This window comes from Billgrantia saliphila (assembly GCF_002930105.1).
Lineage (GTDB): Bacteria > Pseudomonadota > Gammaproteobacteria > Pseudomonadales > Halomonadaceae > Halomonas > Halomonas saliphila.
The window spans coordinates 92,297-118,361 of record NZ_PJRN01000001.1 but is presented as its reverse complement, the minus strand read 5'-3'; the positions used below and the strand labels follow the sequence as shown (position 1 = coordinate 118,361).

General features: G+C 65.0%; 16 protein-coding genes and 4 tRNA genes. 9 read left to right on the top strand and 11 right to left on the bottom strand.

Features of this window, described 5'->3' with window-relative positions; genetic code table 11:
* Window positions 1–9 precede the first annotated feature (9 nt).
* A complete protein-coding gene (locus tag CYJ07_RS00560; protein WP_104201720.1) occupies window positions 10–1,068 on the bottom strand; it encodes a calcium/sodium antiporter in 1,059 nt (352 codons plus the stop codon).
* Between the two features lie 269 nt (window positions 1,069–1,337).
* On the opposite strand from CYJ07_RS00560, the gene CYJ07_RS00555 reads away from it, so the two are divergent.
* Window positions 1,338–4,508, top strand: a complete 3,171-nt coding sequence (locus tag CYJ07_RS00555) for a bifunctional diguanylate cyclase/phosphodiesterase (RefSeq protein ID WP_197038215.1) — start codon at window positions 1,338–1,340, stop codon at window positions 4,506–4,508.
* A 45-nt stretch (window positions 4,509–4,553) separates the two neighbouring features.
* Here CYJ07_RS00555 and CYJ07_RS00550 read toward each other — a convergent pair.
* The 4 genes from CYJ07_RS00550 to CYJ07_RS00535 all read right to left on the bottom strand — a co-directional run bounded on the left by CYJ07_RS00550 (window position 4,554) and on the right by CYJ07_RS00535 (window position 5,095).
* Window positions 4,554–4,629: transfer RNA gene (locus CYJ07_RS00550), tRNA-Asn, on the bottom strand.
* 86 nt (window positions 4,630–4,715) lie between these two features.
* Window positions 4,716–4,791: transfer RNA gene (locus tag CYJ07_RS00545), tRNA-Asn, on the bottom strand.
* A gap of 31 nt (window positions 4,792–4,822) precedes the next feature.
* A tRNA-Asn gene (locus CYJ07_RS00540) sits at window positions 4,823–4,898 on the bottom strand.
* A 120-nt stretch (window positions 4,899–5,018) separates the two neighbouring features.
* Window positions 5,019–5,095 (bottom strand) — tRNA-Met (locus CYJ07_RS00535).
* A 186-nt stretch (window positions 5,096–5,281) separates the two neighbouring features.
* Here CYJ07_RS00535 and betI point away from each other — a divergent pair.
* From betI to CYJ07_RS00515, 4 genes are all read left to right on the top strand, one after another.
* The gene (gene betI, locus CYJ07_RS00530) at window positions 5,282–5,902 is read left to right on the top strand and encodes a transcriptional regulator BetI (protein WP_197038214.1); all 621 of its coding nucleotides are present in this window, start codon (window positions 5,282–5,284) and stop codon (window positions 5,900–5,902) included.
* Window positions 5,899–7,368 (top strand): betaine-aldehyde dehydrogenase, encoded by a 1,470-nt coding sequence (gene betB, locus CYJ07_RS00525; protein ID WP_104201717.1) that lies wholly within the window; start codon window positions 5,899–5,901, stop codon window positions 7,366–7,368. The genes betI and betB overlap by 4 nt, the downstream gene beginning before the upstream one ends.
* 11 nt (window positions 7,369–7,379) lie before the next feature.
* The gene (betA, locus tag CYJ07_RS00520; protein WP_104201716.1) at window positions 7,380–9,071 is read left to right on the top strand and encodes a choline dehydrogenase; all 1,692 of its coding nucleotides are present in this window, start codon (window positions 7,380–7,382) and stop codon (window positions 9,069–9,071) included.
* Window positions 9,072–9,220: 149 nt separating this feature from the next.
* Window positions 9,221–11,668 carry an acyl-CoA dehydrogenase gene (locus tag CYJ07_RS00515; protein ID WP_104201715.1) on the top strand — a complete coding sequence of 816 codons (2,448 nt, stop codon included), beginning with the start codon at window positions 9,221–9,223 and terminating at the stop codon, window positions 11,666–11,668.
* A gap of 67 nt (window positions 11,669–11,735) precedes the next feature.
* On the opposite strand, the gene CYJ07_RS00510 is transcribed toward CYJ07_RS00515, so the two are convergent.
* From CYJ07_RS00510 to CYJ07_RS00495, 4 genes are all read right to left on the bottom strand, one after another.
* Window positions 11,736–13,703, bottom strand: a complete 1,968-nt coding sequence (locus CYJ07_RS00510; protein WP_104201714.1) for an SLC13 family permease — start codon at window positions 13,701–13,703, stop codon at window positions 11,736–11,738.
* 165 nt (window positions 13,704–13,868) lie between these two features.
* Window positions 13,869–14,687: an enoyl-CoA hydratase-related protein gene (locus CYJ07_RS00505; protein ID WP_104201713.1), complete on the bottom strand. Its 819-nt coding sequence runs from the start codon at window positions 14,685–14,687 to the stop codon at window positions 13,869–13,871.
* Window positions 14,684–16,882, bottom strand: a complete 2,199-nt coding sequence (locus CYJ07_RS00500) for an acetate--CoA ligase family protein (protein ID WP_104201712.1) — start codon at window positions 16,880–16,882, stop codon at window positions 14,684–14,686. The genes CYJ07_RS00505 and CYJ07_RS00500 overlap by 4 nt, the downstream gene beginning before the upstream one ends.
* Before the next feature lie 19 nt (window positions 16,883–16,901).
* Window positions 16,902–17,696 carry an enoyl-CoA hydratase/isomerase family protein gene (locus CYJ07_RS00495; RefSeq protein ID WP_104201711.1) on the bottom strand — a complete coding sequence of 265 codons (795 nt, stop codon included), beginning with the start codon at window positions 17,694–17,696 and terminating at the stop codon, window positions 16,902–16,904.
* Window positions 17,697–17,985: 289 nt separating this feature from the next.
* On the opposite strand from CYJ07_RS00495, the gene CYJ07_RS00490 reads away from it, so the two are divergent.
* Complete coding sequence (locus tag CYJ07_RS00490; RefSeq protein WP_104201710.1) at window positions 17,986–18,915, top strand: MurR/RpiR family transcriptional regulator; 930 nt, start codon at window positions 17,986–17,988, stop codon at window positions 18,913–18,915.
* 108 nt (window positions 18,916–19,023) lie between these two features.
* Window positions 19,024–21,987, top strand: coding sequence for a LysM peptidoglycan-binding domain-containing protein (locus CYJ07_RS00485; protein WP_104201709.1), 2,964 nt, complete (start codon window positions 19,024–19,026; stop codon window positions 21,985–21,987).
* Between the two features lie 82 nt (window positions 21,988–22,069).
* Here CYJ07_RS00485 and CYJ07_RS00480 read toward each other — a convergent pair whose 3' ends face one another.
* The gene (locus CYJ07_RS00480) at window positions 22,070–23,047 is read right to left on the bottom strand and encodes an NADPH:quinone reductase (RefSeq protein ID WP_104201708.1); all 978 of its coding nucleotides are present in this window, start codon (window positions 23,045–23,047) and stop codon (window positions 22,070–22,072) included.
* A gap of 83 nt (window positions 23,048–23,130) precedes the next feature.
* Window positions 23,131–23,691 (bottom strand): hypothetical protein, encoded by a 561-nt coding sequence (locus CYJ07_RS00475; RefSeq protein ID WP_104201707.1) that lies wholly within the window; start codon window positions 23,689–23,691, stop codon window positions 23,131–23,133.
* Between the two features lie 160 nt (window positions 23,692–23,851).
* Between CYJ07_RS00475 and CYJ07_RS00470 the strand changes: the two genes are divergently transcribed.
* Window positions 23,852–24,616 (top strand): glycerophosphodiester phosphodiesterase family protein, encoded by a 765-nt coding sequence (locus tag CYJ07_RS00470; RefSeq protein ID WP_104201706.1) that lies wholly within the window; start codon window positions 23,852–23,854, stop codon window positions 24,614–24,616.
* Between the two features lie 74 nt (window positions 24,617–24,690).
* Window positions 24,691–26,040 (top strand): ammonia-dependent NAD(+) synthetase, encoded by a 1,350-nt coding sequence (nadE, locus tag CYJ07_RS20825; RefSeq protein WP_104201705.1) that lies wholly within the window; start codon window positions 24,691–24,693, stop codon window positions 26,038–26,040.
* Window positions 26,041–26,065: the final 25 nt, after the last annotated feature.

Sequence of the window (26,065 nt, the reverse complement as noted above, 5' to 3'; positions counted from 1 at the left end):
ACCTCTCGCTCAGCGCCGCTCGCCGCGCCATTCCCGCAGGGAGAAAACGATCAGCGTCAGCGCGGTGATCGGCATCACGACGTACAGCATGGCGTCGGCGAACCCGGCCAGGGCGTCATGCTGCGTGGCGGCCAGGATCAGGTAGAGCGTATAGGCCACGTAATAGCCCATCAGCAGGGCGCCCTCCCAGCGGTTGATCGTGCGCCCGGTAAAGCAGATAGGCAGACAGGCCAGCGCCACGGCCAGCATGACCGGCATATCGAAGGCCACCATGGCCGCCGACACATCGATCGCCGAGGGTGCCAGCAGCGCCGTCAGCCCCAGCACGCCGAGCAGATTGAAGATATTGCTGCCCACCACGTTGCCCACGGCGATGTCGCGCTCGCCGCGCAGCACGGCAATGATCGAGGTCAGCACCTCGGGCAGCGAAGTGCCGGCCGCGATGATCGTCAGACCGATGATCTGGTCGCTCACGCCGAGATATGCGGCGAGCGCCACCGCACCGTCGACGAACCAGCGCGAGCCCACCACCATCAGAGCCAGCCCGCCTGCCACCAGCAGCATGTCGATCGACCAGTGGGCGGCGGCGACCGGCGCTTCGGCGGACTCGCCAGCCGCGCCTTCCCGACGCCCCTGCAGGAACAGGAACGTGGTATAGACGACGAGCCCGACGACCAGTCCCAGCCCATCGAGTCGCCCGATCTGTCGATCGAAGGCCAGCACGAGCACGATGAGCGTGATCAGTACCATGAGGGGAATGTCGAGCCTGACCAACTGATGCGCCACCCGCAGCGGGGCGACCAGCGCCGAGACGCCGAGAATGAAGAGCACGTTGAAGATATTGCTGCCGACCACGTTGCCGACGGCAATGCCGGCCTGGTCGTCGAGTGCGGCTTGCAGGCTGACCGTGAGTTCGGGCGAACTGGTCCCGAAAGCCACCACGGTCAGGCCGATAATCAACGGTGAAATTCCCAACCGGGCCGCCAGACGCGAGGCCCCCTTCACCAACCCCTCGGCACCGACGATGAGCAGTGCCAACCCGACCAGCGCCATGAGATAGACCGCCATTCTTTGCCGACTCCTTGATTCGATCCGCTCCCCCCGCAACGGGACGGAGGCCTCCTTTCGTTATACGCGGGCCCTACTTTAAAGACTACTCATGCCTTGCGTCCAAGCACCGGCTTCACACCGTTGGTGACGAGAGGCAAGACCCCGAAGATGCCGCCATTTATACTGGGCAGGCGAGCCACTCGGCGTAGCCTGCCACCTGTCGCATGAGCCAACGAGAGCCGTCTGGCTCTGCCGCACCGATTGACGCCCCCACGAGAAGAGGTCGTATGGTGATTCATCGCTTGGCACGGCGGGCCCGGACTGCGAGTCGGCATTGGCAGGGCTGGCTGTCGGCCTTTGCTGTGCTATCTCTGGCAGCCCAGGAACTGGTGAACCCCCAGCACGGTTTCAGCCTGCTGATGCCCCAGGGAGGCATTCTGCTCGCCGCGCTGCTAGTGGCATCGTTCGATGGCAACGGGCAACGCGCTCGCTTTCTCGCCTTAGCCGGACTGGTCGACCTCGGGTTTCGTCTCGGCATGCAGGGCCTTTCACCGACGGATGCCGCTTGGACCAGCGTATCGCTGGTGGCGCAGGCTTGGCTCGGGAGCTTTCTGCTGCAGCGCTACGCGCCGGAAGGGCACCGCCCCGATACGCAGCGAGGCATGCTCGCCTTTGCTCTATGGGGCTGCCTGATTCCCGCGACGCTGTCGTCGAGCGTGATGGCGCTGGCCCTGCCCGACGCTCAAGGGGACCCTCTAGCCGAATGGCTCTGGTGGTTCGTACAGCGCCTGAGCGGTCTGCTACTGCTGGCTCCGTTACTGGTACTGTTCTTCCAACCGCCTCCCAGCACCGATCGGCCGCCGTGCCTTCGCGCTTCGCCCTGGGAAGCAATACTGCTTTGGACGCTCTGCTGCGGAGCGGCGGCCGTGATCTTCAGCGTGAGCAATCCGGCCGGTCGGGCGCTAGCCACCTATGGCTTCCTGCTGACGCCGCTGCTGCTGATTGCCGCCATTCGCCTGCCGCTGTCGACCAGCCTTTTCGTGGTGCTCTCCACCAGCCTGGCAGCAGGTCTGGCCGATGCGCTGAGTGCCGGCGAGACGTCGGGAAGCGCGCAGCGCAGCTTGACCGCCCTCTCGGTGTTCCTGCTGATCAACCAGATGATCGTCTGGCTGCTGGGCGCCCTGATCGACGAACGCCGGCGCGCCCTGAAAAGAGCCCAGAAGATGCGCGACATGTACGAGATGCTCAGCAGCGTCAATCAGACGCTCGTCAACCTCAAGCTGACGCCAGCACAGCTCTTCGGTCGCATGTGCGTGATCATCACCGAGGAAAGCGATTTCATCCAGGCCTGCATCACCACGGTTAGCTCCACTTCGAGTTCCGCCGTCAGCACTCACTCCTCCGAGACGATCTGCGCCCGCCAGGGATCCGGCCTGCTCCCCGATGCGGCTTGCTGCCATCGGAGCTGCCATCTGGTCCAGCAGGTGGTGACCTGCAATCGGCATGTCATCTCACAGGGCTCTCGGGCGTGCCCGTCACATGGAGCTTGTTCGCTCAACCCTTCGCCGAGCGGCCAGGGTGTCATGGCGGCGTTCCCCATTCGCCCCGATGGCAAGGAGATACATGCCGTGCTGACGGTATACCGCCAGCAGGGGCAAGGCTTCGACATCGACATGATTCGCCTTTTCGACGAACTGGCCGGCGATATCGCCTTTGCCCTGAGCATGCTCGCGGATCGACAGCGCCTGAAATTGACATCCGAAGTCTTCGAGCACAGCCACGAGTCCATCATCATCGCCGACACCAGCGGCCGAATCCTCGACGTCAACCCCTCCTTCACACGGATCACCGGCCACAAGCGAGAGGAGGCCATCGGCCAGAACCCGCGCATGCTGCAGTCCGGACGGCAGGACAAGACATTCTACGAGAAGCTGTGGCAGAGCCTGCTGACGGAAGGGTACTGGGCGGGAGAGTTCTGGAACGCACGCAGGAGCGGAGAACTCTATCCGCAGCGCGGCACCATTTCCGCGGTGCGCGGCGAGGACGGAAGAATCGAACACTTCATCTCGGTCATGGAGGACGTATCCGAGCAGGTGCGGGCCGAAGAGAGGATTCTCAACCTTGCCAACTACGACCCCTTGACGGACCTGCCGAATCGCCTGCTGCTCGAGAGCCGCTTCCAGCAGGCGGTCGAGCAGTCCGGCGACGAGCCTCTGACGCTCTCCGTCCTGTTCGTCGACCTGGACGAATTCAAGCACGTCAATGACGCCATGGGCCATCAGCAGGGCGACCTGCTGCTGCGCCTGGTCTCGGAGCGTCTACGCGAAGAATTGCGTGACGACGACACGCTGGCCCGCTTCGGCGGTGATGAATTCGTGGTGCTGCTTGCCGGCGGTCAGCAAGAGTCCGGCGCCTTGGCCAAGCGGCTGATCCGAAGCGTGCGCCAGCCCTACCAGCTCAACGGCCAGCCCGTGCATATCGGCTGCAGCATCGGTATCGCCCAGGCGCCTCTCGATGGCACCGACCTGAACGACCTGATCCAGGCAGCCGACACGGCCATGTACCAGGCCAAGGCGCGCGGTCGCGGCGTCTTCACCTTCTATTCCAGCGAGATGCAGCACCAGGCCCAGAGCCGGCTTACGCTGAGGGTGGAACTGGACACCGCCATGCAGCACAACGAGCTGCGCATCCATTACCAACCCAAGATCCACATCGAGGACGACACCGTCATCGGCTTCGAGGCGCTGGTGCGCTGGCAGCATCCCGAGCGCGGCCTGGTTCCACCGGGCCAGTTCATTCCGGTCGCCGAGGCAAGCGGACAGATCGCCACCATCGATCGCTGGATGCTCAGGTCGGTGATCGCCCAGCTGGCACAGTGGCGCCAGCAGGGCCGCCAGGTGCTACCGGTAGCGGTGAACGTCTCCGCGTCGCTGTTCTCGCGCTCGGATTTCGTCGAGGAACTGGCGCACTGGCTCGCCAAGCGCCAGGTACCGGCCCAATATCTGGAGCTCGAGATCACCGAGCATGTCACCATGTTCGACTTGGAGTACACGCTTTCCACCCTGCAGGCGCTGAAACGCCTCGGCGTGGCACTGTCGATCGATGATTTCGGCACCGGCTACTCGGGTCTCGCCTACTTGCGCGACTTCCCCATCGACACCGTCAAGATCGACATGAGTTTCGTCAAGCGAGTGCATGAGGACGAGAAGAACCAGGGAATCGTGCGCGCCATCATCGCACTGGCTAGCACCATGGGACTGCATACCATCGCCGAAGGGGTGGAAACGGCCGAAGAGCTGGCGTTTCTGAAACAGCAGCATTGCTGGGGCTATCAGGGCTTTCATTTCAGCCCGGCCCGGGAAGCCGACGAGATCGAGCGTCGCTACCTTCCCGCGAACCCTGAGCCTGCCGAGGATGACGCACGCACCAGGACGGACACTTCACTCGGTCGGAAATGAGGACTTACGGCTGTCGTCTGGCAGCGCGTTCGTTCGGACACGAGCTGGCTCCCGGAGCAGGACTCGAACCTGCGACCCAGTGATTAACAGTCACTTGCTCTACCGACTGAGCTATCCGGGAACGACTTCGACAGGAAGCCGATGCCTCCTGGGAGGTGAGCTGATGGCTTTCCATATGAAAGCTGATGGCTCTCTATAGAAAGCTGATGGCTCCTCGAGCAGGACTCGAACCTGCGACCCAGTGATTAACAGTCACTTGCTCTACCAACTGAGCTATCGAGGAATGACGGGCGTCACGTTCAGCTTGTGTCCATTGGCTCCCGGAGCAGGACTCGAACCTGCGACCCAGTGATTAACAGTCACTTGCTCTACCGACTGAGCTATCCGGGAATGGCCCTGAACACGGTGCGTAGTATACGGATCGCTTACGCAAGGTCAAGGGCGGATTCGGTGGCCAGCCGGAAGGCAAGACGCCCGTGCAACATCGTTGCGCGGGCGTCTCGGTAAAGCTGGTGGCTACGCCCTGATTCGAACAGGGGACCCCATCATTATGAGTGATGTGCTCTAACCGGCTGAGCTACGTAGCCATACGCACCAATTCGTTAGCGACGACCCACCTGGGCCGGCCGACGCGGCAGAATTATGCATGAACCCCCTTACCCTGGCAAGCCGGAATGGCGCTCAGGTTTTTGTTGATTGAACGTTCAATAAAAAAATGCCATGCTGAGTACACAGCGCTCGAGCCAGCAGCGCCAAGCTCAGAGGAGTCAGCGGTGCCCAAGATAGGAATGGAGCCGATTCGTCGCCACCAGCTCATCCAGGCCACGATGAAAGCCATCGACGAGGTCGGCCTGGCCGATGCCACGGTGATGCGGATTGCCCGCCACGCAGGCGTCTCCGCCGGCATCATCAGCCATTACTTCGGCGGCAAGGACGGCCTGCTCGAGGCGACCATGCGCCAGATCCTCAGCGACCTGGGCAAGGCGGTGGCGGCGCGGCGCCGCGCTCTGGGCAACGGGTCCCCCCGCGGGCACCTGCAGGCCATCATCGACGGCAACTTCGATCGCAGCCAGGTCTCGGGCCCGGCTGCCAAGACCTGGCTCGCGTTCTGGTCCAGCAGCATGCACAAGCCTCAGCTGCAGCGTCTCCAGCAGGTCAATGACCGGCGGCTCTACTCCAATCTCTGCAGTCAGTTCCATCGCCTGATGCCTCGGGAAAAGGCGCGTGACGCCGCCCGCGGGCTGGCGGCCATGATCGACGGCTTGTGGCTGCGCGGGACGCTGACACCGGAGGGCCTGGACACCGAACGCGCACGCCGCCTGGCGCATGCCTACCTAGACCAGCTGCTTACCGCCCATGACACGTCGCACGCCTTATCCAAGGAGTTCGCATGACATCGCTCGTTACCGAAACGCTCTATATCGACGGCGGCCGAGTCGAGGCCACCTCCGGCGAGACCTTCGAGGTCCTCAACCCCTACGACGGCAGCCTGCTCGCCAACGTCGACCAGGCCAGCCAGGATGACGTCGATCGCGCGGTGGCATCGGCCCGCGCCGGCCAACGCCGCTGGGCGGCCATGACCGGCATGGAGCGCGGTCGCATCCTGAATCGCGCCGTGGCACTGCTGAGGGAACGCAACGACGAGATCGCCGAACTCGAGACGCGTAACACCGGCAAGCCGATCAGCGAGACCATCGCGGTGGACATCGTCACCGGGGCGGACGTTCTCGAGTACTACGCCGGCCTGGCTCCGGCCATCGAAGGGGCGCAGATTCCCCTGCGCGAATCGTCGTTCGTCTATACCCGCCGCGAGCCGCTGGGCGTCATCGGCGCCATCGGCGCCTGGAACTATCCGATTCAGATCGCCTGCTGGAAGGCCGCCCCGGCACTTGCCGCCGGTAACGCCGTGGTGTTCAAGCCCAGCGAGGTTACGCCGCTGTCCGCCATGAAACTGGCCGAGATATTCACCGAAGCCGGGCTACCCGACGGCGTGTTCAACGTCGTCCACGGCGACGCCCGGGTCGGGCAGATGCTCACTGCCCACGAGGGCATCGACAAGGTGACCTTTACCGGTGAAGTGGGTACCGGCAAGAAAGTGATGGCCGCCGCCGCCGGCTCGACCCTCAAGGACGTGACCATGGAGTTGGGCGGCAAGTCACCGCTGATCGTGTTTGCCGACGCCGACCTGGAGCGTGCCGCCGACGCCGCAATGATGGCCAACTTCTACTCCAGCGGTCAGATCTGCACCAACGGTACGCGCGTCTTCGTCGAGCGTTCGGTAAAGAGCGCCTTCGAGGAGAAGATCGTAGAGCGCGTGGCACGCATCCGCGCCGGCGACCCGCTCGATCCGAGCGTCAATTTCGGTCCGCTGGTCAGCTTCGAGCATCAGGCCAAGGTGCTCTCCTACATCGAGGCCGGCAAGCAGGACGGCGCGCGCGTGCTGATCGGTGGCGCCCCCCTCGCCGAGGGAGACTTCGCCAACGGCGCCTGGGCACCGGCCACGGTATTCACCGACTGCGCCGACGACATGCGCATCGTGCGCGAGGAGATCTTCGGGCCGGTGATGTCGATCCTTGCCTTCGATGACGAGGAAGAGCTGATCCGCCGCGCCAACGACACTCACTACGGCCTCGCTGCAGGACTGTTCACCGAAAGCCTGAGCCGGGCGCATCGCACCATTCACCGCCTCGAGGCCGGCATCTGCTGGATCAACACCTGGGGCGAGTCGCCGGCCGAGATGCCGGTGGGCGGCTACAAGCAGTCCGGCGTGGGCCGCGAGAACGGCATCGAGACGCTGGCCCACTATACCCAGACCAAGTCGGTACAGGTGGAGATGGGTCCCTTCGAATCCGTGTTTTAAGGGAGACATCCATGTCCCAGATTAACGAATACGACTACGTCATCATCGGTGCTGGCTCCGCCGGCAACGTGCTGGCCGCCCGCCTCACCGAAGATCCTGCGGTCAGCGTGCTGTTGCTGGAGGCCGGCGGCCCCGACTACCGCTTCGATTTCCGCACCCAGATGCCCGCGGCGCTGGCCTACCCGCTGCAGGGCAAGCGCTACAATTGGGCCTTCGAGACCGATCCCGAGCCGCACATGAACGGCCGCCGCATGGAGTGTGGCCGCGGTAAGGGGCTCGGCGGCTCCTCGTTGATCAACGGCATGTGCTATATCCGAGGCAATGCGCTGGACTTTGACAACTGGGCGAGTCTGCCGGGTCTCTCGGACTGGCGCTACGTCGACTGCCTGCCCTACTTCAAGAAATCCGAATGCCGCGATATCGGCCCCGACGCCTACCACGGCGGCGACGGTCCGGTCAGCGTGACCACGCCGAAGCCGGGCAACAACCCGCTCTACCGCGCCTTCGTCGACGCGGGGGTGCAGGCGGGCTACGCCGAGACCGAGGACGTCAACGGCTATCGCCAGGAGGGCTTCGGTCCCATGGACCGTTTTGTCACGCCCAAGGGGCGGCGTGCCTCCACCGCGCGCGGCTACCTCGACCAGGCGAAGCAGCGCGACAACCTGACCATCGAGACCCACGCCACCACGGATGTCGTGGAGTTCGAGGGCAAGCGCGCGATCGGCGTGCGCTATCTGCGCCGCGGCCAGACGCAGCGGGTTCGTGCGCGCCGTGAGGTCCTGCTGTGCGCCGGGGCTATCGCCTCGCCACAGATTCTGCTGCGCTCGGGGGTGGGGAATCCCGACCACCTGCGCGAGTTCGACGTTCCTGTCGTCCACGATTTGCCCGGGGTCGGTGAGAATCTGCAGGACCATCTGGAGATGTATATCCAGTACGAATGCAAGCAGCCGATCAGCCTTTACCCGGCGCTGAAGTGGTTCAACCAGCCGAAGATCGGCGCCGAGTGGCTGTTTCGCGGCACCGGGATCGGTGCCAGTAACCAGTTCGAGTCATGCGCCTTCATTCGCACCCACGACGAGGAACCCTGGCCTAACCTGCAGTACCACTTCCTGCCCATTGCCATCAGCTACAACGGCAAGAGCGCGGTGCAGGCGCACGGCTTCCAGGCCCACGTGGGCTCGATGCGCTCCGAGAGCCGCGGGCGCATCCGCCTCACCTCTCGCGACCCGGCCGCGGCGCCGAGCATCCTATTCAACTACATGTCCACCGAGAAGGACTGGCAGGAGTTCCGCGATGCCATTCGCCTGACTCGCGAGATCATCGCCCAGCCGGCGATGGACGCCTACCGCGGTCGCGAAATCTCGCCGGGGCCCGGGGTAGAGTCCGACGCCGAGCTCGACGCCTTCGTCAGAGAGCACGCCGAGACGGCATATCACCCCTGCGGCAGTTGCCGCATGGGCGAGGACGACATGGCGGTGGTCGACAGCGAAGGCCGGGTGCATGGCCTGGAGGGACTGCGCGTGGTCGACGCCTCGCTGTTTCCGGTGATTCCCACCGGCAACCTTAACGCGCCGACCATCATGCTGGCCGAAAAGCTCGCCGATCGCATTCGCGGTCGTGAGCCCCTGCCTCCCGCCTCCGTGCCCTACTATGTCGCGGGGAATGAACCTGCCCGGCGTGAGCCGCAGCGCCGCCTGACCTGAGTGCCATTCGCCTCGTCGCAACGCCCCGCCTCGGCGGGGCGTTTTCATGCGTCCGCTCGCCCGGGGCGGGCTGGTCAGTCATGGCCAGATGGGCTAGGCTATTGATTCAAACACCCGTTCGAAACGCGCTGCGCAAACGGAGACGAGACATGCTCACCCTGATTCTGCTCATTCTCACCATTGTCGGCCTGCTGGCAATCATGCGCCGCGAAGCCGGCGCCGTGCCGGCGCTGGTCATGCTCGGTGGGCTTGGCCTGGTGGGCCTGCTGTTGGGTTCCCCCGTGCTCGGGGTGCTGCTGTTGATCGGCGCGGTGGCAGTCGCGGTGGCCGGGCTGCCCACCTTGCGTATCCGCTGGATTACACCGCGCCTGTTCGCCATGTTCAAGCGCGTCTCGCCCAAGGTATCCGACACCGAGCGCACTGCCCTGGAAGCCGGTACCGTGGCCTGGGACGGTGATCTGTTCTCCGGCCGGCCGGACTGGAGCCGGCTGCTCGCCTATCATGACGATGGCCTGAGCGACGAGGAACGCGCCTTTCTCGATCACCAATGTTCGGTGGCGGCGGGCATGTGCAACGCCTGGGAGATCGCCAAGGAGCGTGCCGATCTGCCCGAGGAGCTGTGGCAATACCTGAAACAGGAAGGCTTCTTCGGCATGATCATTCCCAAGGAGTACGGCGGCCTGGGCTTCTCGGCCAAGGCCCAGTCGCTGGTGCTGCAGAAGCTCTCGATCAGCGAGATGCTGATGGTCACCGTGGGTGTGCCCAACTCCCTGGGCCCGGGCGAGCTACTGCTCAAGTACGGCACCCAGGCGCAGAAGGACCATTACCTGCCGCGCCTGGCCGACGGCCGCGAGATTCCCTGCTTCGGCCTCACCGGCCCGCGCGCGGGCTCCGACGCCACCTCGCTGCCGGATACCGGTGTGGTGTGCAAGCAGATGATCGACGGCGAGGAGGTGCTCGGTCTGCGCCTCAATTTCGAGAAGCGCTGGATCACCCTGGCACCCATCGCCACGGTAGTGGGGCTGGCCTTCCGCTTGTTCGACCCCGACCACCTGCTGGGCGAGGAGGAGGATCGCGGCATCACCCTGGCACTGGTACCCCGCAATACCCAAGGCATGGAGATCGGCCGCCGCCATCACCCCATCGGCAGCCCTTTCCTCAATGGTCCGATCCGGGGCAAGGACGTCTTCGTCCCGCTGGATACCATCATCGGCGGCACCGAGATGATCGGTCAGGGTTGGCGCATGCTGGTGGAATGCCTCTCCATCGGCCGCTGCATCACCCTGCCCTCGGGTGCCAGCGGTACTACGCGCTACGCGCTGGGCTGGACCGGCGGTTTCGCCCGCATCCGCCGTCAGTTCAACGTACCGGTCGCAGAGATGGAGGGGGTTCAGGAACCCTTGGCGCGCATGGCCGCACTGGGCTACATCGCCAAGGCAGCAGTCTATCAGACCGCCAATACCATCGATCGAGGCGAGAAACCGGCGGTGCCCTCGGCGATCCTCAAGAGCCAGCTCACCGAGTTCCAGCGCCTGGCGCTTTCCGACGCCATGGACATTCACGGCGGCAAGGCGGTGACGCTGGGCCCGCGCAACTATCTGGGCATCGGCTACAGCGCCAACCCGGTGTCAATCACCGTCGAAGGCGCCAACATCATGACCCGCAACCTGATGATCTTCGGTCAGGGCGCCATCCGCTGCCATCCGTTCGTGCTCAAGGAGCTGGCCGCCTCGGACAGCAACGATCTCGAGGCCTTCGATCGCGCCTTCTTCGGCCATGCCGCGCTGGTCTTCGGCAACGCCGCACGCGCCTTCACCATGGGGCTCGGCATCGGCAAGCCGAGCGTGCCGTTCGACGAAGTTGCGGCTCCCTACGCCCGCGACATGGCGCGCCTGTCGGCCGGTTTCAGCCTATGTGCCGACGCCGCCATGGCCAGCCTCGGTGCTGCGCTCAAGCAGCGCGAGATGATCTCGGCGCGCCTGGGCGACGTACTCTCCAATCTCTACCTGGCCTCGATGGTGCTCAAGGAGTGGCATGAAGGCGACAGGGTCGAAGGCGAGGCTGCCCTGCTGCACTACAGCTGCACTCACTTGCTGCAGCGCGCCGAACAGGCTTTCGACGAGCTGTTCGACAACTTACCCAACCGGGCGCTGGCCGGCGTGCTACGTGCCATGGTGATGCCGCTGGGCCGGCGCTGGAAACGCCCCGCCGACCGCCTGACTCGCGAAATCGCCCAAGCCGTGTCGCGCGATACCGCGCTGCGCACCAAGCTGCTGGACGGTGCCTGGACCGCCAACGACGGCGCCCAGGACAACCCACTGGCCCGCTACAACGCTCTGCTGACCGAGTACGACCGCGCCGAGGCGCTCTATCGTACGGTCAACAAGGCCTATGCCAAGGGCGAGCTGCCCAGGCAGGCGCTGCACCCCGAAGTACGCCTGGAAGCCGCACTGGAGAAAGGACTGGTCAGCGAGGAGGATGCCGAGTTCATGCGCCGCTTCGAGGCCGAGGTGCTCGAGCTGCTCAGCGTCGACGACTTCGAGTACGACGCCTTCGCCATGGACAAGTCGAAAGTGTTGCGTCACGACGCAGCGTAAGCTCCGTTTCGCATAGGAAAAACCCGGCCAGCTGGCCGGGTTTTTCGTTGCACCCTGCCATTGGGCGCTAGATCGGCCACACCACCAGGATCATCGGTAGCCCCACCGCCATGACCAGCAGCGAGAGCGGCAGGCCGAGCTTCCAGTAGTCGCCGAAACGATAGCCGCCCGGACCCATTACCAGTGTGTTGGACTGATGGCCTATCGGTGTCAGGAAAGCGCAGGAGGCGCTCACCGCCACCACCATCAGGAAGGGATCGACCGAGGCACCGAAGCCCTCCGCCAGGCTGGCGGCAATGGGCGCCATCAGCAAGGCCGCCGCGGCGTTGTTGATCACGTTGGAGAGCAGCATCGATATCAGAAACAGGCCGACCAGCAGCGCCACCACCGGCCATTGCTCGCCGGCCGCCAGCAGGCTGTCGGCCAACAGCGCCGCGCCGCCGCTGGTCTCCAGCGCCTGGCCTACCGGGATCATGGCGCCTAGCAACACGACGACGGGACCGTCGATGGCCTGGTAGGCCTCCCTCAGCGGCAGCACCCCGACCAACAGCGAGACCAGGGCCGCCGCGGTGAGTGCCACTGCGGCAGGCAGCAGATCCAGCAGCATGGCGAGTATGGCCACGGCAAAGACGGCTATCGACACCAGCAGCATTCGCGGCTGCCCCATGGGCAGGTTACGCCGCGCCAGCGGCAGACAGCCCAGCGTCGCCAGGCTCTCGCTGAGGTTGCTCTCGCCGCCCTGCAGCAGCAGCACGTCGCCGGGACGAAAGCGGATATCGCGCAGGCGTTGCTTGAGACGCCCTCCGTCGCGCGCCACGGCTACCAGGTGCAGACCATACTGGTTCTGAAGGCGCAGTTGGGTCACGGTGCGATTGATCATCATGGAATCGTTACGCACCACGGCCTCGATCAGCTCCAGCCCCTCGGTATCGGCCGTTCTCCTGGTGGCTTTCTTCTTGCTGCTGTCCCTCCCCTTGTTCCTGCTCTGGGCTGCATCTCTGTTCTGCTTCGGCGAGTTCGCTTCGGGCAACGCTCCGTCATTCCCCCGCGCCACCGGCTCATCGATCTCGGCCTCGTTTGCGCCATGGACGGCATCCGGAGAAGGTTCGCCCACCTGGGCTTCGTTCTCCTGGACTTCCTGCTCCTTCGGTCCGACTCCCAGGTAGAGTCCCGCCTTGTCCTCGAGCAGCTTCATCTCCTCGGGACCGGCCTCGACCAACAGAACGTCATCCTCCTTGAGCACACCGAGAAAGGCGTGGCCGGCACGGCGCTGCTCACCGCGCACCACGGCCAGCACCGGCACGGTCTCCTCCAGCTCCCGCTGCAGCTCGCGCAGGGTCCAGCCCACTGCCTTGGAATCCTCGCCGACTCGCATCTCGACCAGGTAGTTGGCGGTATCGAACAACTCCGCGGTGGAGGCCTTGTCCGCACGTTTCGGCACCAGGCGCCAGCCAAACAGCACGATGAAGACGAGCCCCGCCAGGGCCACGGCGGCGCCCACCGGGAAGAAGGCGAACATGCCGAAGTTGTCGTCGGCCAGGCTGCCGCGATAGCTGGATATGATGATATTGGGCGGAGTGCCGATCAACGTCATCAGTCCGCCGAGCAGCGAACCGAAGGCCAGCGGCATAAGCAACAGCGAGGGCGAGGCATCGTGTTCGCGGGCCAGGCGCATGGCGACCGGCAGCAGCAGCGCCAGGGCACCGACATTGTTCATGAAGCCCGACAGCACCACCACGGTACCGGTCAGCGCCACCAGTTGCAGGAGGAGCCGATCGCCCACTCTCAGCACCTGTTCGGCGATGACGTCGACCACACCGGAGCGCTCGAAGCCACGGCTGAGCACCAGCACCGCCGCCACCGTGACCACCGCCGGGTGACCGAAGCCGAAGAAGGCCTCGTCGCCCGGCACCAGCCCCAGCATGACCGACACCAGCAACGCGCCGAGCGCTACCAGATCGAAGCGAAACCGGCCCCAGACGAAAGCCGCCAGCGTCAGGCCCAATACGATGAACATCAGCGTGTGGTCGGCCATACCCTTCCGCGGCTCCCAAGTCGGCGCAAAGACCCCAGCACACCAGTGACGGGCACGAAAATCCAGACTTTTCGATGCGTTGTGAATCGTTAGTCGGTGCCAGGCCGTGGCTTTGCCAAAACGCAAGAACCCGGCCTCGGCCGGGTTCACGTCGTAAGGAGAAGCTTACTTCGTCATCTTCTCGAGCATGGCATTGACGGCCTCGAGATGTTCGGGTTCGTTGTGACACATGCCTTGGAAGACCGCACAGACATCGAGGAAATCCTTGAGCTCGGTGCGCTGAGCCATTTTCATCAGCCGCTTGGTGAGCCTTGTGGCCCGCGGCGGCTGGGCAGCAATGCGGGCCGTCAGCTCACCGACCCGATCCATTAACGCCTCGGGCTCGGTCACTTCAAGCACAATGCCGTACGCCTTGGCCTCCTCGGCGTCGATCACCCGCCCCGAGAGCGTCAGCTCGAAAGCGCGCTGGTAGCCGATCAGCCGCTGCATGAACCAGGCGCCGCCGTCCCCGGGGATGATACCTAGGTTGAGGAAGGTTTCACCGAACTTGGCCTTCGCCGAAGCGATGCGAATATCGGCCATATTGGCCAGATCGAAGCCGGCACCGATAGCCGGCCCGTTGACCGCAGCGATCACCGGCACCTCCACTGCCTGCAGCGCCAGCGGGATGCGCTGGATGCCGCGCCGATAGCGTCCGGCCACCTCGGCCACGTCGCCACCGAAATCGCCGCCACGATTGGCCATGTCCTTGACGTTGCCCCCAGCGGAGAACGCCGAGCCCGCCCCGGTGATGACCAGCACCGAGACGTCGTCGCAGCGATTGACCCACTCCGCCGTGTCGACGATGTCGTCGGCAAGGGCGGTGCCGGTCAGCGCATTGCGCACGTCGTGGCGATCCAGGGTCAGGGTTGCCACATGCCCGTCCAGCGTGAGAAGCGAATCCTGCATCACGGGCTGAGGGGGTTGTAGCGAACTCTCGCTCATGCAATCGACTCCTTGGCATTGGCAGCGATGGCGGCTTCACGCTCCACGATAACGCGCGCATCCACCACGGCATAGCCGTCGGCATTGACGATCACCGGGTTCAGGTCGAGTTCGGCGAGCTCGGGGTAGGCATCGGCGATGCGAGATACGGTGAGCAACAGCTCGATCAGCGCTTCCTTGTCGACGGCCGGCTCGCCGCGGGCACCGTCGAGGACCTTGCGCGCCTTGATCTGCTCCACCATGCTGCGGGCGTCGTGGCGCGAGAGCGGAATCGAACGGAAGACAACGTCTTCGAGGATCTCGACGAAGATGCCCCCCAGCCCGAACATCAGCACCGGGCCGAAGATGGGATCGCGCATCACACCGACGATCACCTCGACCCCCTTCTTCGCCATCGGCGTGATCAGCACCCCCTCGATGTCGGCATTGGCATCGTAGGCGCGGCAGGCGGCGAGGATCTCCTCGCGAGCGCGGCGCAGCGCCGCTTCGCCGACCAGGTCGAGCTTGACTCCGCCGGCGTCGGATTTGTGCAGGATGTCCTTGGAGACCACCTTCATCGCCAAGGGCGTGTCGCCGAAGGTCGCTGCGGCCTCGTCGAGCTCCGCCTCGCTGCGCACGACGATTTCCAGCGGAACGTCGATGCCGTGCTCGCGCAGCAATCGCTTGGCCTCGTACTCGAACAGATCGCGCTCCTCGGCCCGAGCCCGCTCGAACAGCTCGCCGAGTTCGGGCTTGGGCTGCAGTGCCGGTTCGCGCGGATACGCCTCGCGCAGCGCCAGGTAGTCACCGCGCTCGCCCAGCGCTCGCAGCACGCGCACCGATTGCTCGATCGAGGAATAGATGGGCAGACCGGCTTCGTGCAGGCGGCGCAGGGCCGGCGGTTTGATCGGTGTGTAGAGGCTGTAGATGACGAGCGGCTTGTCGGTAGACTTGGACAGCTCGACCATCGCCTCGGCACCGCGCATCTCGTCGCCCAGCAGCGACTCGGCGAAGCGGATGCTGTAGCCGCCGAACATGCCCACCAGGAATACGCTGTCGACGTTGTCGTCGGCGGCGACGATCTCCATGCAGGTGGCAAGCAAGGAAGGATTGGCATCGGTGGAACCGGCCACATCGACCGGATTGACCGTCGAGGCCTGGGGAAAGAGCACGTCGCGCAGCCGTTGGCGGGTCTGCTCGGAGAGTTCGGCCAGCTCCAGCCCCGCTTCCGCCAGACGGTCGGAGGCGATGGTGGCCTGGCCGCCGCCGTCGGAAACCACCGCCACGCGCTTGCCACGTGCTTTTTGCAGCAGACCAAGTCCCTCGGCCACCGGCAGGATCTCGTCCGAGCGCTGAACTACACTGACGCCGGCCTGGCGCAGCACGTCCACGGTCATGGCATAGCTACCGGCCAGCGCCCCGGTATGCGAGCTGGCCGCCTTCTGGCCGGCCTCGGTGGAACCCGACTTGTAGACCACCACCGGCTTCATGGCCGTGACGTCGCGCGCCACCTCGAGAAAGCGGCGGCCGTCGCGAAAGCCCTCCACGTACAGAGTGGCCACGCGGGTATGCTCGTCTTCTCCCAGGTAGCGCAGGTAGTCGTTGAAGCCGATGTCGCTCTGGTTGCCCGGCCCCACGTAGGTGGAGAAACCCACCTGGCCGTTGTACTGGGCTTCCAGCGCCAGTGACAGCAGCATGTTGCCGGACTGGGACACGATGCCCACGTCGCCCGGCTTGACGTTGTCCAGCGCCAGCAGATTGAGCCGATGGTGCAGATTGAACACCCCGGAGGTGTTGGGGCCGATGACGCGCACCCCATGCGCTTCGGCCTGGCGCATCATCTCGCGCTCGAGTTCGGCGCCCTCCTCGCTCATCTCGGCGAAGCCGCTGGCGAGAATTACCGCGCCCTTGATGCCATGCCGGCCACATTCCGCGATCAGCCCCGGCACGCTGGGCGCCGGGGTACAGATCAGCGCCAGCTCGGGAGTGCCGGGGATGGCCGAGACGCTCGGCCACGCCTTGATCCCCAGGATCATGTCGGCCTTGGGGTTGATCGGATAGATGTCGCCGCGAAAGCCGTCCTTGATCAGGCCGACCATGGCCTTGTAGCCACGCTTGGTGGGGTCGCTGGATGCACCGACCACGGCGATGCCGGTGGGCGCGAGGATGTCGTGCAGCGGGCTGCGGGCGGGCAGGTGTCCTTCGATCGGGTTCATGTCTCGCATCCTTGAGTCTTCAGTGGCCCTTGAATTCGGGGGAGCGCTTCTCGGCGAAGGCATCGACCCCCTCCTGCCAGTCGTCGGTCGTCGAGCAGGTGAACACCGCATCCAGCTCCTGCTGCAGCTGGCTCTCAAGACCTGTATCGCTGCCTTGATTGACCAGGCGCTTGAGCATAGCGATGGACACGGGCGCCTGCCTGGCCAGGGTAGCGGCGAGGTGATGGGCCTCCTCGAGCAGCGCTTCCTGCGCATGGCTCGAGGTGGCCAGACCGATACGCGCGGCCTCGTGGCCGTCGATGCGACGACCGGTATAGAGCAACTGGCGCGCCATGCTCAGCCCCACCAGTTGCGGCAGCAGCTTCGACACGCCGCCGCCGACGCATGTCCCAATACTGGTTTCGGGAAAACCGAGCTGCGCCTCGTCGGCCATGACCAGGAAGTCACAGGCCACCGCCATTTCAGCCCCGGCTCCCAGGGCATAGCCGTTGACGGCGGCGATCACCGGCTTGCGGTGACGCAGGATCGCCTCGCACACGTCGTTGCCGAGCTGCAGGTACTGGCGACGCTGATACAGCGTTCGCTGCGCTCCGCCATGCTCCTTCATGTCGGCGCCCACACAGAAGGCCCGTCCCTCGCCGGTGAGGATCACGCAGCGAATGTCGGTGTCCCTCTCGGCATCGGCCAAGGCTTCCAGCAGCTCGACATAGAAGGTTTCCACCACGGCGTTGAGACGATGCGGGCGGTTGAAGCGGATCTCCAGGACAGCGTCTTGGCGAACGAGATTGAGGGTTTCGGGACTGGTTGCATTCATGGGCGGTTCGGGCACTCTCGACGAAACGATGGCGTTGGCTTGCATAACGCCCAGCGCGCGTGGCGCCAGACAGAAACAAACGTACCGTCATTTAAAATCATGCGATACACTTGTTTTATCGGCATCCTAGCCAACGACGCCCATGCCGTCAATACACATGTACCAAGAAACAAACGAAAAGGAAACAATCGTTTCATTTCCTCACCAAACGCATGCGTTACAATACGCCACCCTTCCCTATCGGACGCTGTCACATGCGCTGAGCCATGACCCGACCGAGGAGTACGCCGTGCTGGAACAGGAATCGCAGAGCGTTGCCGAAACGCCGAATGACGACGCCATGCCCCCATCGGGATTGGATGCTGTCAATCAGCAGCTGGCCGCCGCCTATCCCGAGCTTAGCCCACAGCTCAAGCTTGCCGCCGGTTACGTGCTGGAGCATCCAATGGAAATCGCCTTCCAGTCGATACGTAAATCGGCCGCGGCGGCACGGGTGACCGCCTCGACTTTGGTGCGCCTGGCCAAACGACTTGGCTTCGACAGCTACGAGCAGTTCCGTGAGGTGTTCCAGTCGGCCGTGCAGGCCGGTCCGGTGGAACTCTCGGGGCGCGCCAGCGACTTGCGCACCCTGGCCAGCCAGACCGATGACCAGGTATTCCTCGACGTGGGTGACGCCGCCTTCGACAACATCGGGCGGCTGTTCACCGCGGATAACCAGAGCCGCGTGCGCGACGCCGCCCGGATACTGCTCGAGGCCGAGAAGATCGCGGTGGTCGGCTTTCGCGACACCTTCGCCTGCGCCTACCACTTCGCCTATGTGGGTCGCATTGCCATGCCCAACATTCAGCTGATCCGCGGCCAGGAGGGCGGCCTGCTGACCGAGCTGGCCCCTTTCGGCGAAAACGACGTGGTGGTCGCCTTCGGCTTCGAGCCTTACTGCGCCGAAACCATGCGCGCCCTGGAGATCGCTCGCGCGGGAGGGGTCAGGGCCATCGTCGTCACCGACACCCTACGCTCGCCGCTGGTACCCGGCGCCGCCATGACCTTCACCGTGGCCAACGCCACGCCGCACTTCTTTCCCTCGATTCTCTCCGCGATCACCTTGATCGAAGTGCTGCTGGCCGAGTGCGTGGCCTTCGGTCCCGACGGTCTGGTCGACAACGTTGCGCGCTTCGAGTCGCGCATGCGAGCCATGGGCGCCTACGTCAGCCACGAATGAGGGCGCTGCCGCACACCTCGCTCTGGTGCCATAAAAGATTCACTAAAACTTCAGACACGCACTCCCCACGCCTCCCTATGGTTAAGCCTTACCAGGGAGGAGCGGAGCATGTCGTACCGGATCGATATCGAATCATTGCGCCGTTATCATGCCGACGGCGTGACATCGAAGGCATTGACCCAAGCGGAGCGTCAGCGCTTCGAGCAAGCCGTCGAGGAGGCGCTCAGAGCACGGGCAGCAGCAGGCGGCCCGGGCGAGTTCGACGAAGCGACGGAGCGGGTCTTCGTGATCGAAGAGGGGGACAGCCTGTGGGAGATTGCCGAGGAGCGCCACGTCGCCCTCGACGAACTCATCGCCCTCAACGAGCGTGACGACATGCCCGACCCGAGCGGGGTCGACCCCGGCGACGTGGTGTTCGTTCCTCACACCTCCCCCGAGGAGGCGGCCCAATCGCCGCGCGACGCCCAAGGCGTGCCCGTTGGCGAGGACGATTTTCTCATTGACCTGCGCGAACGGGGCAACGATCTCGAATACGCCGAGGATCCGGCCGCGATCGATTACGATGCCGAGGTCGATGCGCTTTCCCAGGACACCGAGGCCTACCTGTGGGCGCTGCCGGCGGATGAGCGGCAGGCCGCCCTGCAGCGCATTTACGATCACGACTGGGTGGATGCCGGCCCTGCCCAGATGGCGATCGAGCAGGCCGCGCAGAACAGCGGGCTGGCCCTGCAGCCGAGTAGCCACACCGGCCCGGAGGCAGAGGCAGCGGCACGCGAGATCATTGACGAAGCCCGCGAGCACAGCGATCCGCAGGAAGCTCTCGAGGTTCTCGAAGAGGGACATGAGGAAGCTTCGCCGACGGTACGCGCCGCCCTGGACCGCTCCAGTGCTGCCCGTGAGATTGCCGCCGAGGCGGGAGCCGGGATCATCGCCGATGCCCGCGCCGCGGACGATCCGGCCAGTGCGCTGCGCACCTTCGAGGCGGGACGCGCCGATGCACCCGAGCGGGTGCAGAATGCGCTGGACCGCTCCAGCGAAGCCCGGGAACTCGTCGATGACGCCGCCGCATGGGTCGCCGAACCTCTCTCCGGCGAGCTGGAGGGAGCGGACACGCCCGAGCGGCGCACGCTCGAGACGATCGAACGCCTCGATACCCTGACCGAAGCGCTGGGCCCGGAACTCGTCAGCGAGGTAGTGGACGCCTTGGTCGATGAGATCGAAGCGGCCAACCAAGGTGATTTGCAGGCTTATGGCGGGGCCATGGCCGGGCCGAACGGCACGGCACTGTTGATGCCGATTCTCGACCGCATCGCCGGTACGGAAGCGGGGGATCGGGCGACAAGCCGGCTCGCCGAGCAGTTGCCGGTGGACATGAACACGGTGCGCAACGAGATGCACGAGGCGGTTTCATCCGGCGAGGCCATTCCCAGCCTGGCCCTCGAGATCGCCTCGCTGGAAGGCGTGGAAGGCTTTCGTGACGAGGTCTTCAGCGCGGTGGAACAATTCCGCGACCACACCGTCGCCGGACAGGCCGAGGACTATCATGGGCATCTCGACGAATTGAGCTTTTTAATTCTCAACGGCGGTGCGGCCATGTCGGAAGAGCAGCTCGAAGCGGCGATCGACGATTACATCGCCTCGAATCCCGACTGGGAGGTGGAGTTCGAGGCGCTTCAGGAACGACTGGCCGACAGCGGTGCCGGGCTGCTGAAACAGATCGAGCAGCTGCAGACGCTGCCCGACGACGTGCGTGCTGATCATCAGTCACGCATCGATGCCCTGCTCGACGATCCCAACGCCCAGTTGTCCGTATCGACAGCTTTCCAGGAAAGACCCGAGCTGGTCTCCGGGGAGGCCGGTGACGCTCTGATCGAGTCCTTCAACGAACTGGGCATCACGCGGGACCATCCCTTGGCGGTGAATCTGGCCGGCGCCTACCTGCGCGAGAACGTGATCGTGCCGGCGGCCGATATCGATCCCAGCGACCCTCAGTCGCTGGCGGATGCCCAGGCCGGGCTGGACGAGGCGCTGCGCGACAATCCGCAGCTCGCCGAACTGCTCGGCGTCACGGAGCAGGAACTCGATTCAATCGCCAGTGCCTTCGATGATCTGGTGCCGGAGTTCACCGACGACTTCGACTCGCAGCGCTACGCCATCGATGTGGCACGCAATCTCAACAACACGCTGGACAAGATCGATGGCGTCTTCCGCGAGTCACCGTACAATCGGGGCTTCAGAGCCTCCGCCCTGGCCATCGTCGGCTCCGGCCTGGCCAACGCCATGCAAGCCTACGGGGAAGCCCCGTCACTGCGCGGCGCGTTGCAGGTCTCGATCGAGACGGCCCGAGTGGGCGTCGACGGCGCGCAATTGGTCGATGCACTGCTCAACCCAGCCGAAGGCTCACGGATCACTCACGGCCTCAAGCTCGGAGGCAAGTTCGTGCACCTGTTCGGGGCCGGGCTCGCCGGCGCCGATGCGTTGGCTCGCCTGAGCCAGGGCGACGTCCTCGGCGCGGGGCTCAACGCGGCGGTGGCCGGTGGAGTCGGCTTTGCCGTATTCAGCAGCTCGTCCCTTGCGGGCCCTGTCGGCTTCGGCATCGCCACCCTGGCCACCCTGGTCCAGTTCGGCCGTGACGCCTATCAAACGGCCCAGCACAACAGCCGCTTCGAGACCCAGACCACCGCCGACTTCCTGATGCATGCCGGCTTCAGCGAGGAGGCCGCCCAAGTGCTGATCGACCAGAGCGGCGAAGGGTACAGCGCGGTGCCACTGCTGATCCGCTATGGCGAACTCCACGGGCTCACGCCCGAGCAGACCGTGGCATGGGTCAACTCGATCCCCCAGGGGGAGAACGGGGCGACCATGCTCAGCGCGTTACGTGACAACCTGCACAATTCACTCGACGCTTTCGATGGCGACATTACGCAGTTCAGGGCACATGCCGATGGCTTCGAGCTAGCCTCACCCTCGCTGGGTGAGTCCCGCAGCGGCTCCCTGACGCCGAAGTCTCAGTTCGAACTCGATGCCATCCTGCCTCAGCTCGGCATCGAGTCGCCCGTGGAGTATGCCTAGCGGCATCGACGCGGGAGCGCAGAGGGTGCGGAAACAGCGACGCCCGCTAGAGCGGGCGTCGGCTTGGAACGTGCGGGCGCGGTTACGGCAGTAGAATGGTGGAACCGGTGGTCTTGCGCCCGGCCAGAGCGTCCTGGGCCTTGCCGGCATCGGCCAGGGCGAAGCGTTGGCCGATATCGACCTTCACCTTGTTGCTGCCCAGCATGTCGAACAGGTCGCGACACATCGTCTCCAGCCGTTCACGTGTATCGGCGTAGCCGTTGAGGCTCGGGCGGGTAACGTATAGCGAGCCCTTCTGGTTCAAAATGCCGAGGTTGACCCCCTCGACCGGGCCGGAAGCGTTGCCGAAGCTGACCATCAGCGAACGCGGCTTGAGGCAGTCCAGCGAGGTCTCCCATGTGTCCTTGCCCACCGAGTCGTAGACCACGTCGCACATCGCGCCGTCGGTCAGCTCGCGGACGCGCTCGACCACGTCCTCGCGGGTATAATCGATGGTCGCCCAGGCACCATTGGATTTCGCCAGCTCGGCCTTCTCGGATGAGCTCACGGTGCCGATCAGCCTCACCCCCAATGCCTTGGCCCACTGACAAGCAATGGAACCGACCCCGCCGGCGGCGGCATGCCACAGGATCGTCTCGCCTCCCTTCAGCGGAGCGGTCTGACGCAGCAGGTACTGCACGGTCAAGCCCTTGAGCATGCTTGCGGCGGCGGTTTCGACATCGACCTCATCGGGCAGCACCACAACCTTCTCGGCGGGCAGGACATGCAGCTCCGCATAGGCGCCGAGCGGACCTTGGGCATAGGCGACCCGGTCGCCTGTCTTGAGTTGACTGACCCCCTCCCCCACGGCATCCACCACCCCGGCGCCCTCGGTTCCCAAACCCGATGGCAGTGCCGGAGCGGGATAAAGACCGGTACGGAAATAGATATCGATAAAATTGAGGCCGATGGCCTGGTTCCTGATCCGCACCTCGCCGGGCCCCGGATCGGCCGGCGTCACGTCGACGAGTTCTAGCACCTCGGAGCCGCCGGTGCGGGCAAACTGGATACGCTTGGCCATGGTTCGTGTCCTTTGTTGGCTAACGATAGGTGTGCCTCATCCAACTCTCGAACGCCGCCCCGGTCAAGGGCACGCGAGTCGCCTCAACCCGGGAAAGCCGCCAGTCGCTCGACGAAGCGGGCCTTCTCTTGGTCGAAGAAGTGCGTATCGTGCTTGAAGCGACGCAGGATCGCCTCGTCATCGTACTCGAGCGCCGGCTCCAGCTCGTTCACGCCCTGCGCCGGATGATGCCGGGACAGTCCGATGCGACGCCCGCCGGGGGCGGCAAACCAACGGTTTATGCCGCAGCGGCGAAAAAACTCCTCGTCGTCCTTGTCGGCCGCATTGACGCGCAGCGGAGCCTTCTGCGCCAGTTCTCGGATCAGCCGCCGCTGGCTCTCTCGATCGCCGCCCGGCGAGGCGTGGAGCCACAACGTCATTCCCGTGCCGGATGCATCGAGCGCCAGCAGGGCCAGCGCCCCGGGGCGGCCCTGGTCGTCCACCAGCGCCCAGAGCCGGGCCGCCTCCTGGGCGAATAGCACCTGGCGCGTGCCGGTGAACGTGACCAACGGCGACAGCCCCGCTTCCCTACCATAGATGTCGGCGCACAGGCGCGCGAGCCAGGCATCGCGCTGCTCGTCACGCTCGGGGGTCATCACCTTCATGCCTTGCCTCGTTGCCTCGTCAAAGCCTGCAAGCCTAGCATAGTCACGACCGATTCCACTCGTGCAGGAGCCCGGCGAATCGCTATCCTGTCATGTCGAACCGTTAACCTGTCATGTCGTATCGTAAGCCGTATCCCGATCGCGACCGGAGCCCTCACGCATGTCCTCACCCCACCCCGCCATTGCGCTGCCCAGACTGATCGCCCATCGCGGCCTGTCCGCCCACGCCCCCGAGAATACTCTGGCTGCCGTGCGTGCCGCCCACGAGGCCGGCTGCCAATGGGTCGAGCTCGACGTGCAGCTGCTCGGCGACGGCACGCCGGTGATTTGGCACGACGCCAGTGTCCAGCGCTGCTCGGACGGCAAAGGGAGGCTGGCCACGCTGGACCTGGCGACCGCGCGCCGGCTCGATGTGGGCAGCTGGTTCGGCGACGCCTTCCGCGGCGAACGCATGGCTACGCTGAACGACATGCTCGATTTGCTGGACCACCTCACCATGGGCGTCAACATGGAACTCAAGGTGGAGCGCAACCGCAGCGGCACCGAGCTGGCCGAAGTGGTCGTGCCGCGCCTGCTCGAGGCGCTGTCGACGGAACGGCTGGTCGTCTCCTCCTTCGACCCGCTCGCCCTGCGTCACGCCCGTGCCATCGCCGATGCCTCCTTGCTCCCCATCGGCCTGCTGACCGAGAGCGTGCCGCAGAAGTGGCAGCCTCACTGCGAGGCGCTCGAGGCCTTCAGCATCCATACCGACTGGACGCGCCTGACCGCCCGGCGCGCCGGCGAGATCAAGGCCGCCGGCTATCGTCTGCTGTGCTATACCGCGAACGATCCAGCCGCCTTCACCACGCGCTGGGCCTGGGGCGTGGACAGTGCCATCAGCGATGATCCAACCCTGTTCGCCGGTATATCACCACCGCCTGCTTGAGGGGGCGTGCCTGCTGGAACATTAAGACCAAGGTTGGTCTAGCCTGAAAAGACGCAACGACAGGAGAAGAAGCAATGGAACTGCTCGACAAGATCACGGACTACCTCATCGACCACGAGCTGAAGCTGGCCACCGCCGAGTCCTGCACCGCCGGGCTGATCGCCTCGGAGCTGGCCCGCGTTCCCGGCAGCGGCCAGAGCATCGACTGTGGGCTCGCGGTCTACTCACCGCCCTCCAAGCACCGCTACCTGGGTGTGAGCTTCGATACCATCGACGCCTACGGGTTGACCAGCGAGGCGGTCGCCTGCGAGATGGCCGCCGGAGCACTGAACAACAACGATGCCGACGTGGCCCTGGCCAACACCGGCATTGCCGGGCCCAGCCCCGGCGACGACGACACGCCCGTTGGCACGGTGTGCTTCGCCTGGGCCTTCCGACACGATGGGCATCATCACCACTTCTGCGAAACACGCCGCTTCGACGGCGAACGCAACGAGGTTCGCCTGGCCGCGGCGCACTATGCGCTGGAGCGTCTGCCCCACTACCATCGGCTGTGCCGCGAAGCCGGTGCGAGCGGCGGCGAAGACGAGCGCTCGCGCCGGGCCGTACAGCGGGCCATCGGCGTGCAATTGATGGCCAAAGCGGATATCGATCCGCAGCGAGAAATCGAGCGTCGCCGTGATTTTCTCTGCCGCGCCATGCGCGAAAGCGGCCAGCGGACCCTGGTACTGGGCATCAGCGGCGGGGTCGACTCGACCGTGGCGGGGCGGCTAGCGCAGCTTGCCGTCGAGCACGCCCGGGAACGGGGCGAGCAGGCGACGTTCGTTGCCATGCGCCTGCCCTACGGCACGCAGATGGACGCCGATGATGCCGACAGGGCATTAGCCTTCATTCGGCCCGACGAGGTGCTCGAGGTCAACGTGCAGGGCGGCAGCGACGCTCTGCTGACGGCGCTGGAAACTGGCGGACTGACTTTTCAAAATGCAGGCCAGCGCGACTTCGTGCTGGGCAATATCAAGGCGCGCCAGCGCATGGTGGCTCAATACGCCGTGGCCGGTACCCGCGGCGGTCTGGTCATCGGCACCGACCAGGCCGCCGAGGCGCTGATGGGGTTCTTCACCAAGTACGGGGACGGCGCATGCGACGTGGCGCCGCTGACCGGCCTGACCAAGCGTCAGGTGCGCCTGCTCGGACGCGACCTGAGCGCTCCCGCCGAGCTGGTCGACAAGGCGCCCACGGCCGATCTGGAATCACTCGCACCGCAGAAACTCGACGAGGAGGCTCTGGGGGTCACCTACGACGAAATCGACGATTTCCTCGAGGGCCGTCCCGTTCCCGACCGCGCCTACGACACCATCGTGGCCACCTATCGCCGCACCGAGCACAAGCGCAACCTGCCCATCGCCCCCGGCTCGTACACTTGATGGCGGAACGGGTCGATGCCGAAGT

What these genes read in the sequence shown, in the direction of transcription:
- CYJ07_RS00560 (WP_104201720.1), bottom strand. Translation starts at nt 1,068, where the DNA reads ATGGCGGTCTATCTCATGGCGCTGGTCGGGTTGGCACTGCTCATCGTC.
- CYJ07_RS00555 (WP_197038215.1), top strand. Translation starts at nt 1,338, where the DNA reads ATGGTGATTCATCGCTTGGCACGGCGGGCCCGGACTGCGAGTCGGCAT.
- betB (WP_104201717.1), top strand. Translation starts at nt 5,899, where the DNA reads ATGACATCGCTCGTTACCGAAACGCTCTATATCGACGGCGGCCGAGTC.
- betA (WP_104201716.1), top strand. Translation starts at nt 7,380, where the DNA reads ATGTCCCAGATTAACGAATACGACTACGTCATCATCGGTGCTGGCTCC.
- CYJ07_RS00515 (WP_104201715.1), top strand. Translation starts at nt 9,221, where the DNA reads ATGCTCACCCTGATTCTGCTCATTCTCACCATTGTCGGCCTGCTGGCA.
- CYJ07_RS00510 (WP_104201714.1), bottom strand. Translation starts at nt 13,703, where the DNA reads ATGGCCGACCACACGCTGATGTTCATCGTATTGGGCCTGACGCTGGCG.
- CYJ07_RS00505 (WP_104201713.1), bottom strand. Translation starts at nt 14,687, where the DNA reads ATGAGCGAGAGTTCGCTACAACCCCCTCAGCCCGTGATGCAGGATTCG.
- CYJ07_RS00500 (WP_104201712.1), bottom strand. Translation starts at nt 16,882, where the DNA reads ATGAACCCGATCGAAGGACACCTGCCCGCCCGCAGCCCGCTGCACGAC.
- CYJ07_RS00495 (WP_104201711.1), bottom strand. Translation starts at nt 17,696, where the DNA reads ATGAATGCAACCAGTCCCGAAACCCTCAATCTCGTTCGCCAAGACGCT.
- CYJ07_RS00485 (WP_104201709.1), top strand. Translation starts at nt 19,024, where the DNA reads ATGTCGTACCGGATCGATATCGAATCATTGCGCCGTTATCATGCCGAC.
- CYJ07_RS00480 (WP_104201708.1), bottom strand. Translation starts at nt 23,047, where the DNA reads ATGGCCAAGCGTATCCAGTTTGCCCGCACCGGCGGCTCCGAGGTGCTA.
- CYJ07_RS00475 (WP_104201707.1), bottom strand. Translation starts at nt 23,691, where the DNA reads ATGAAGGTGATGACCCCCGAGCGTGACGAGCAGCGCGATGCCTGGCTC.
- CYJ07_RS00470 (WP_104201706.1), top strand. Translation starts at nt 23,852, where the DNA reads ATGTCCTCACCCCACCCCGCCATTGCGCTGCCCAGACTGATCGCCCAT.
- nadE (WP_104201705.1), top strand. Translation starts at nt 24,691, where the DNA reads ATGGAACTGCTCGACAAGATCACGGACTACCTCATCGACCACGAGCTG.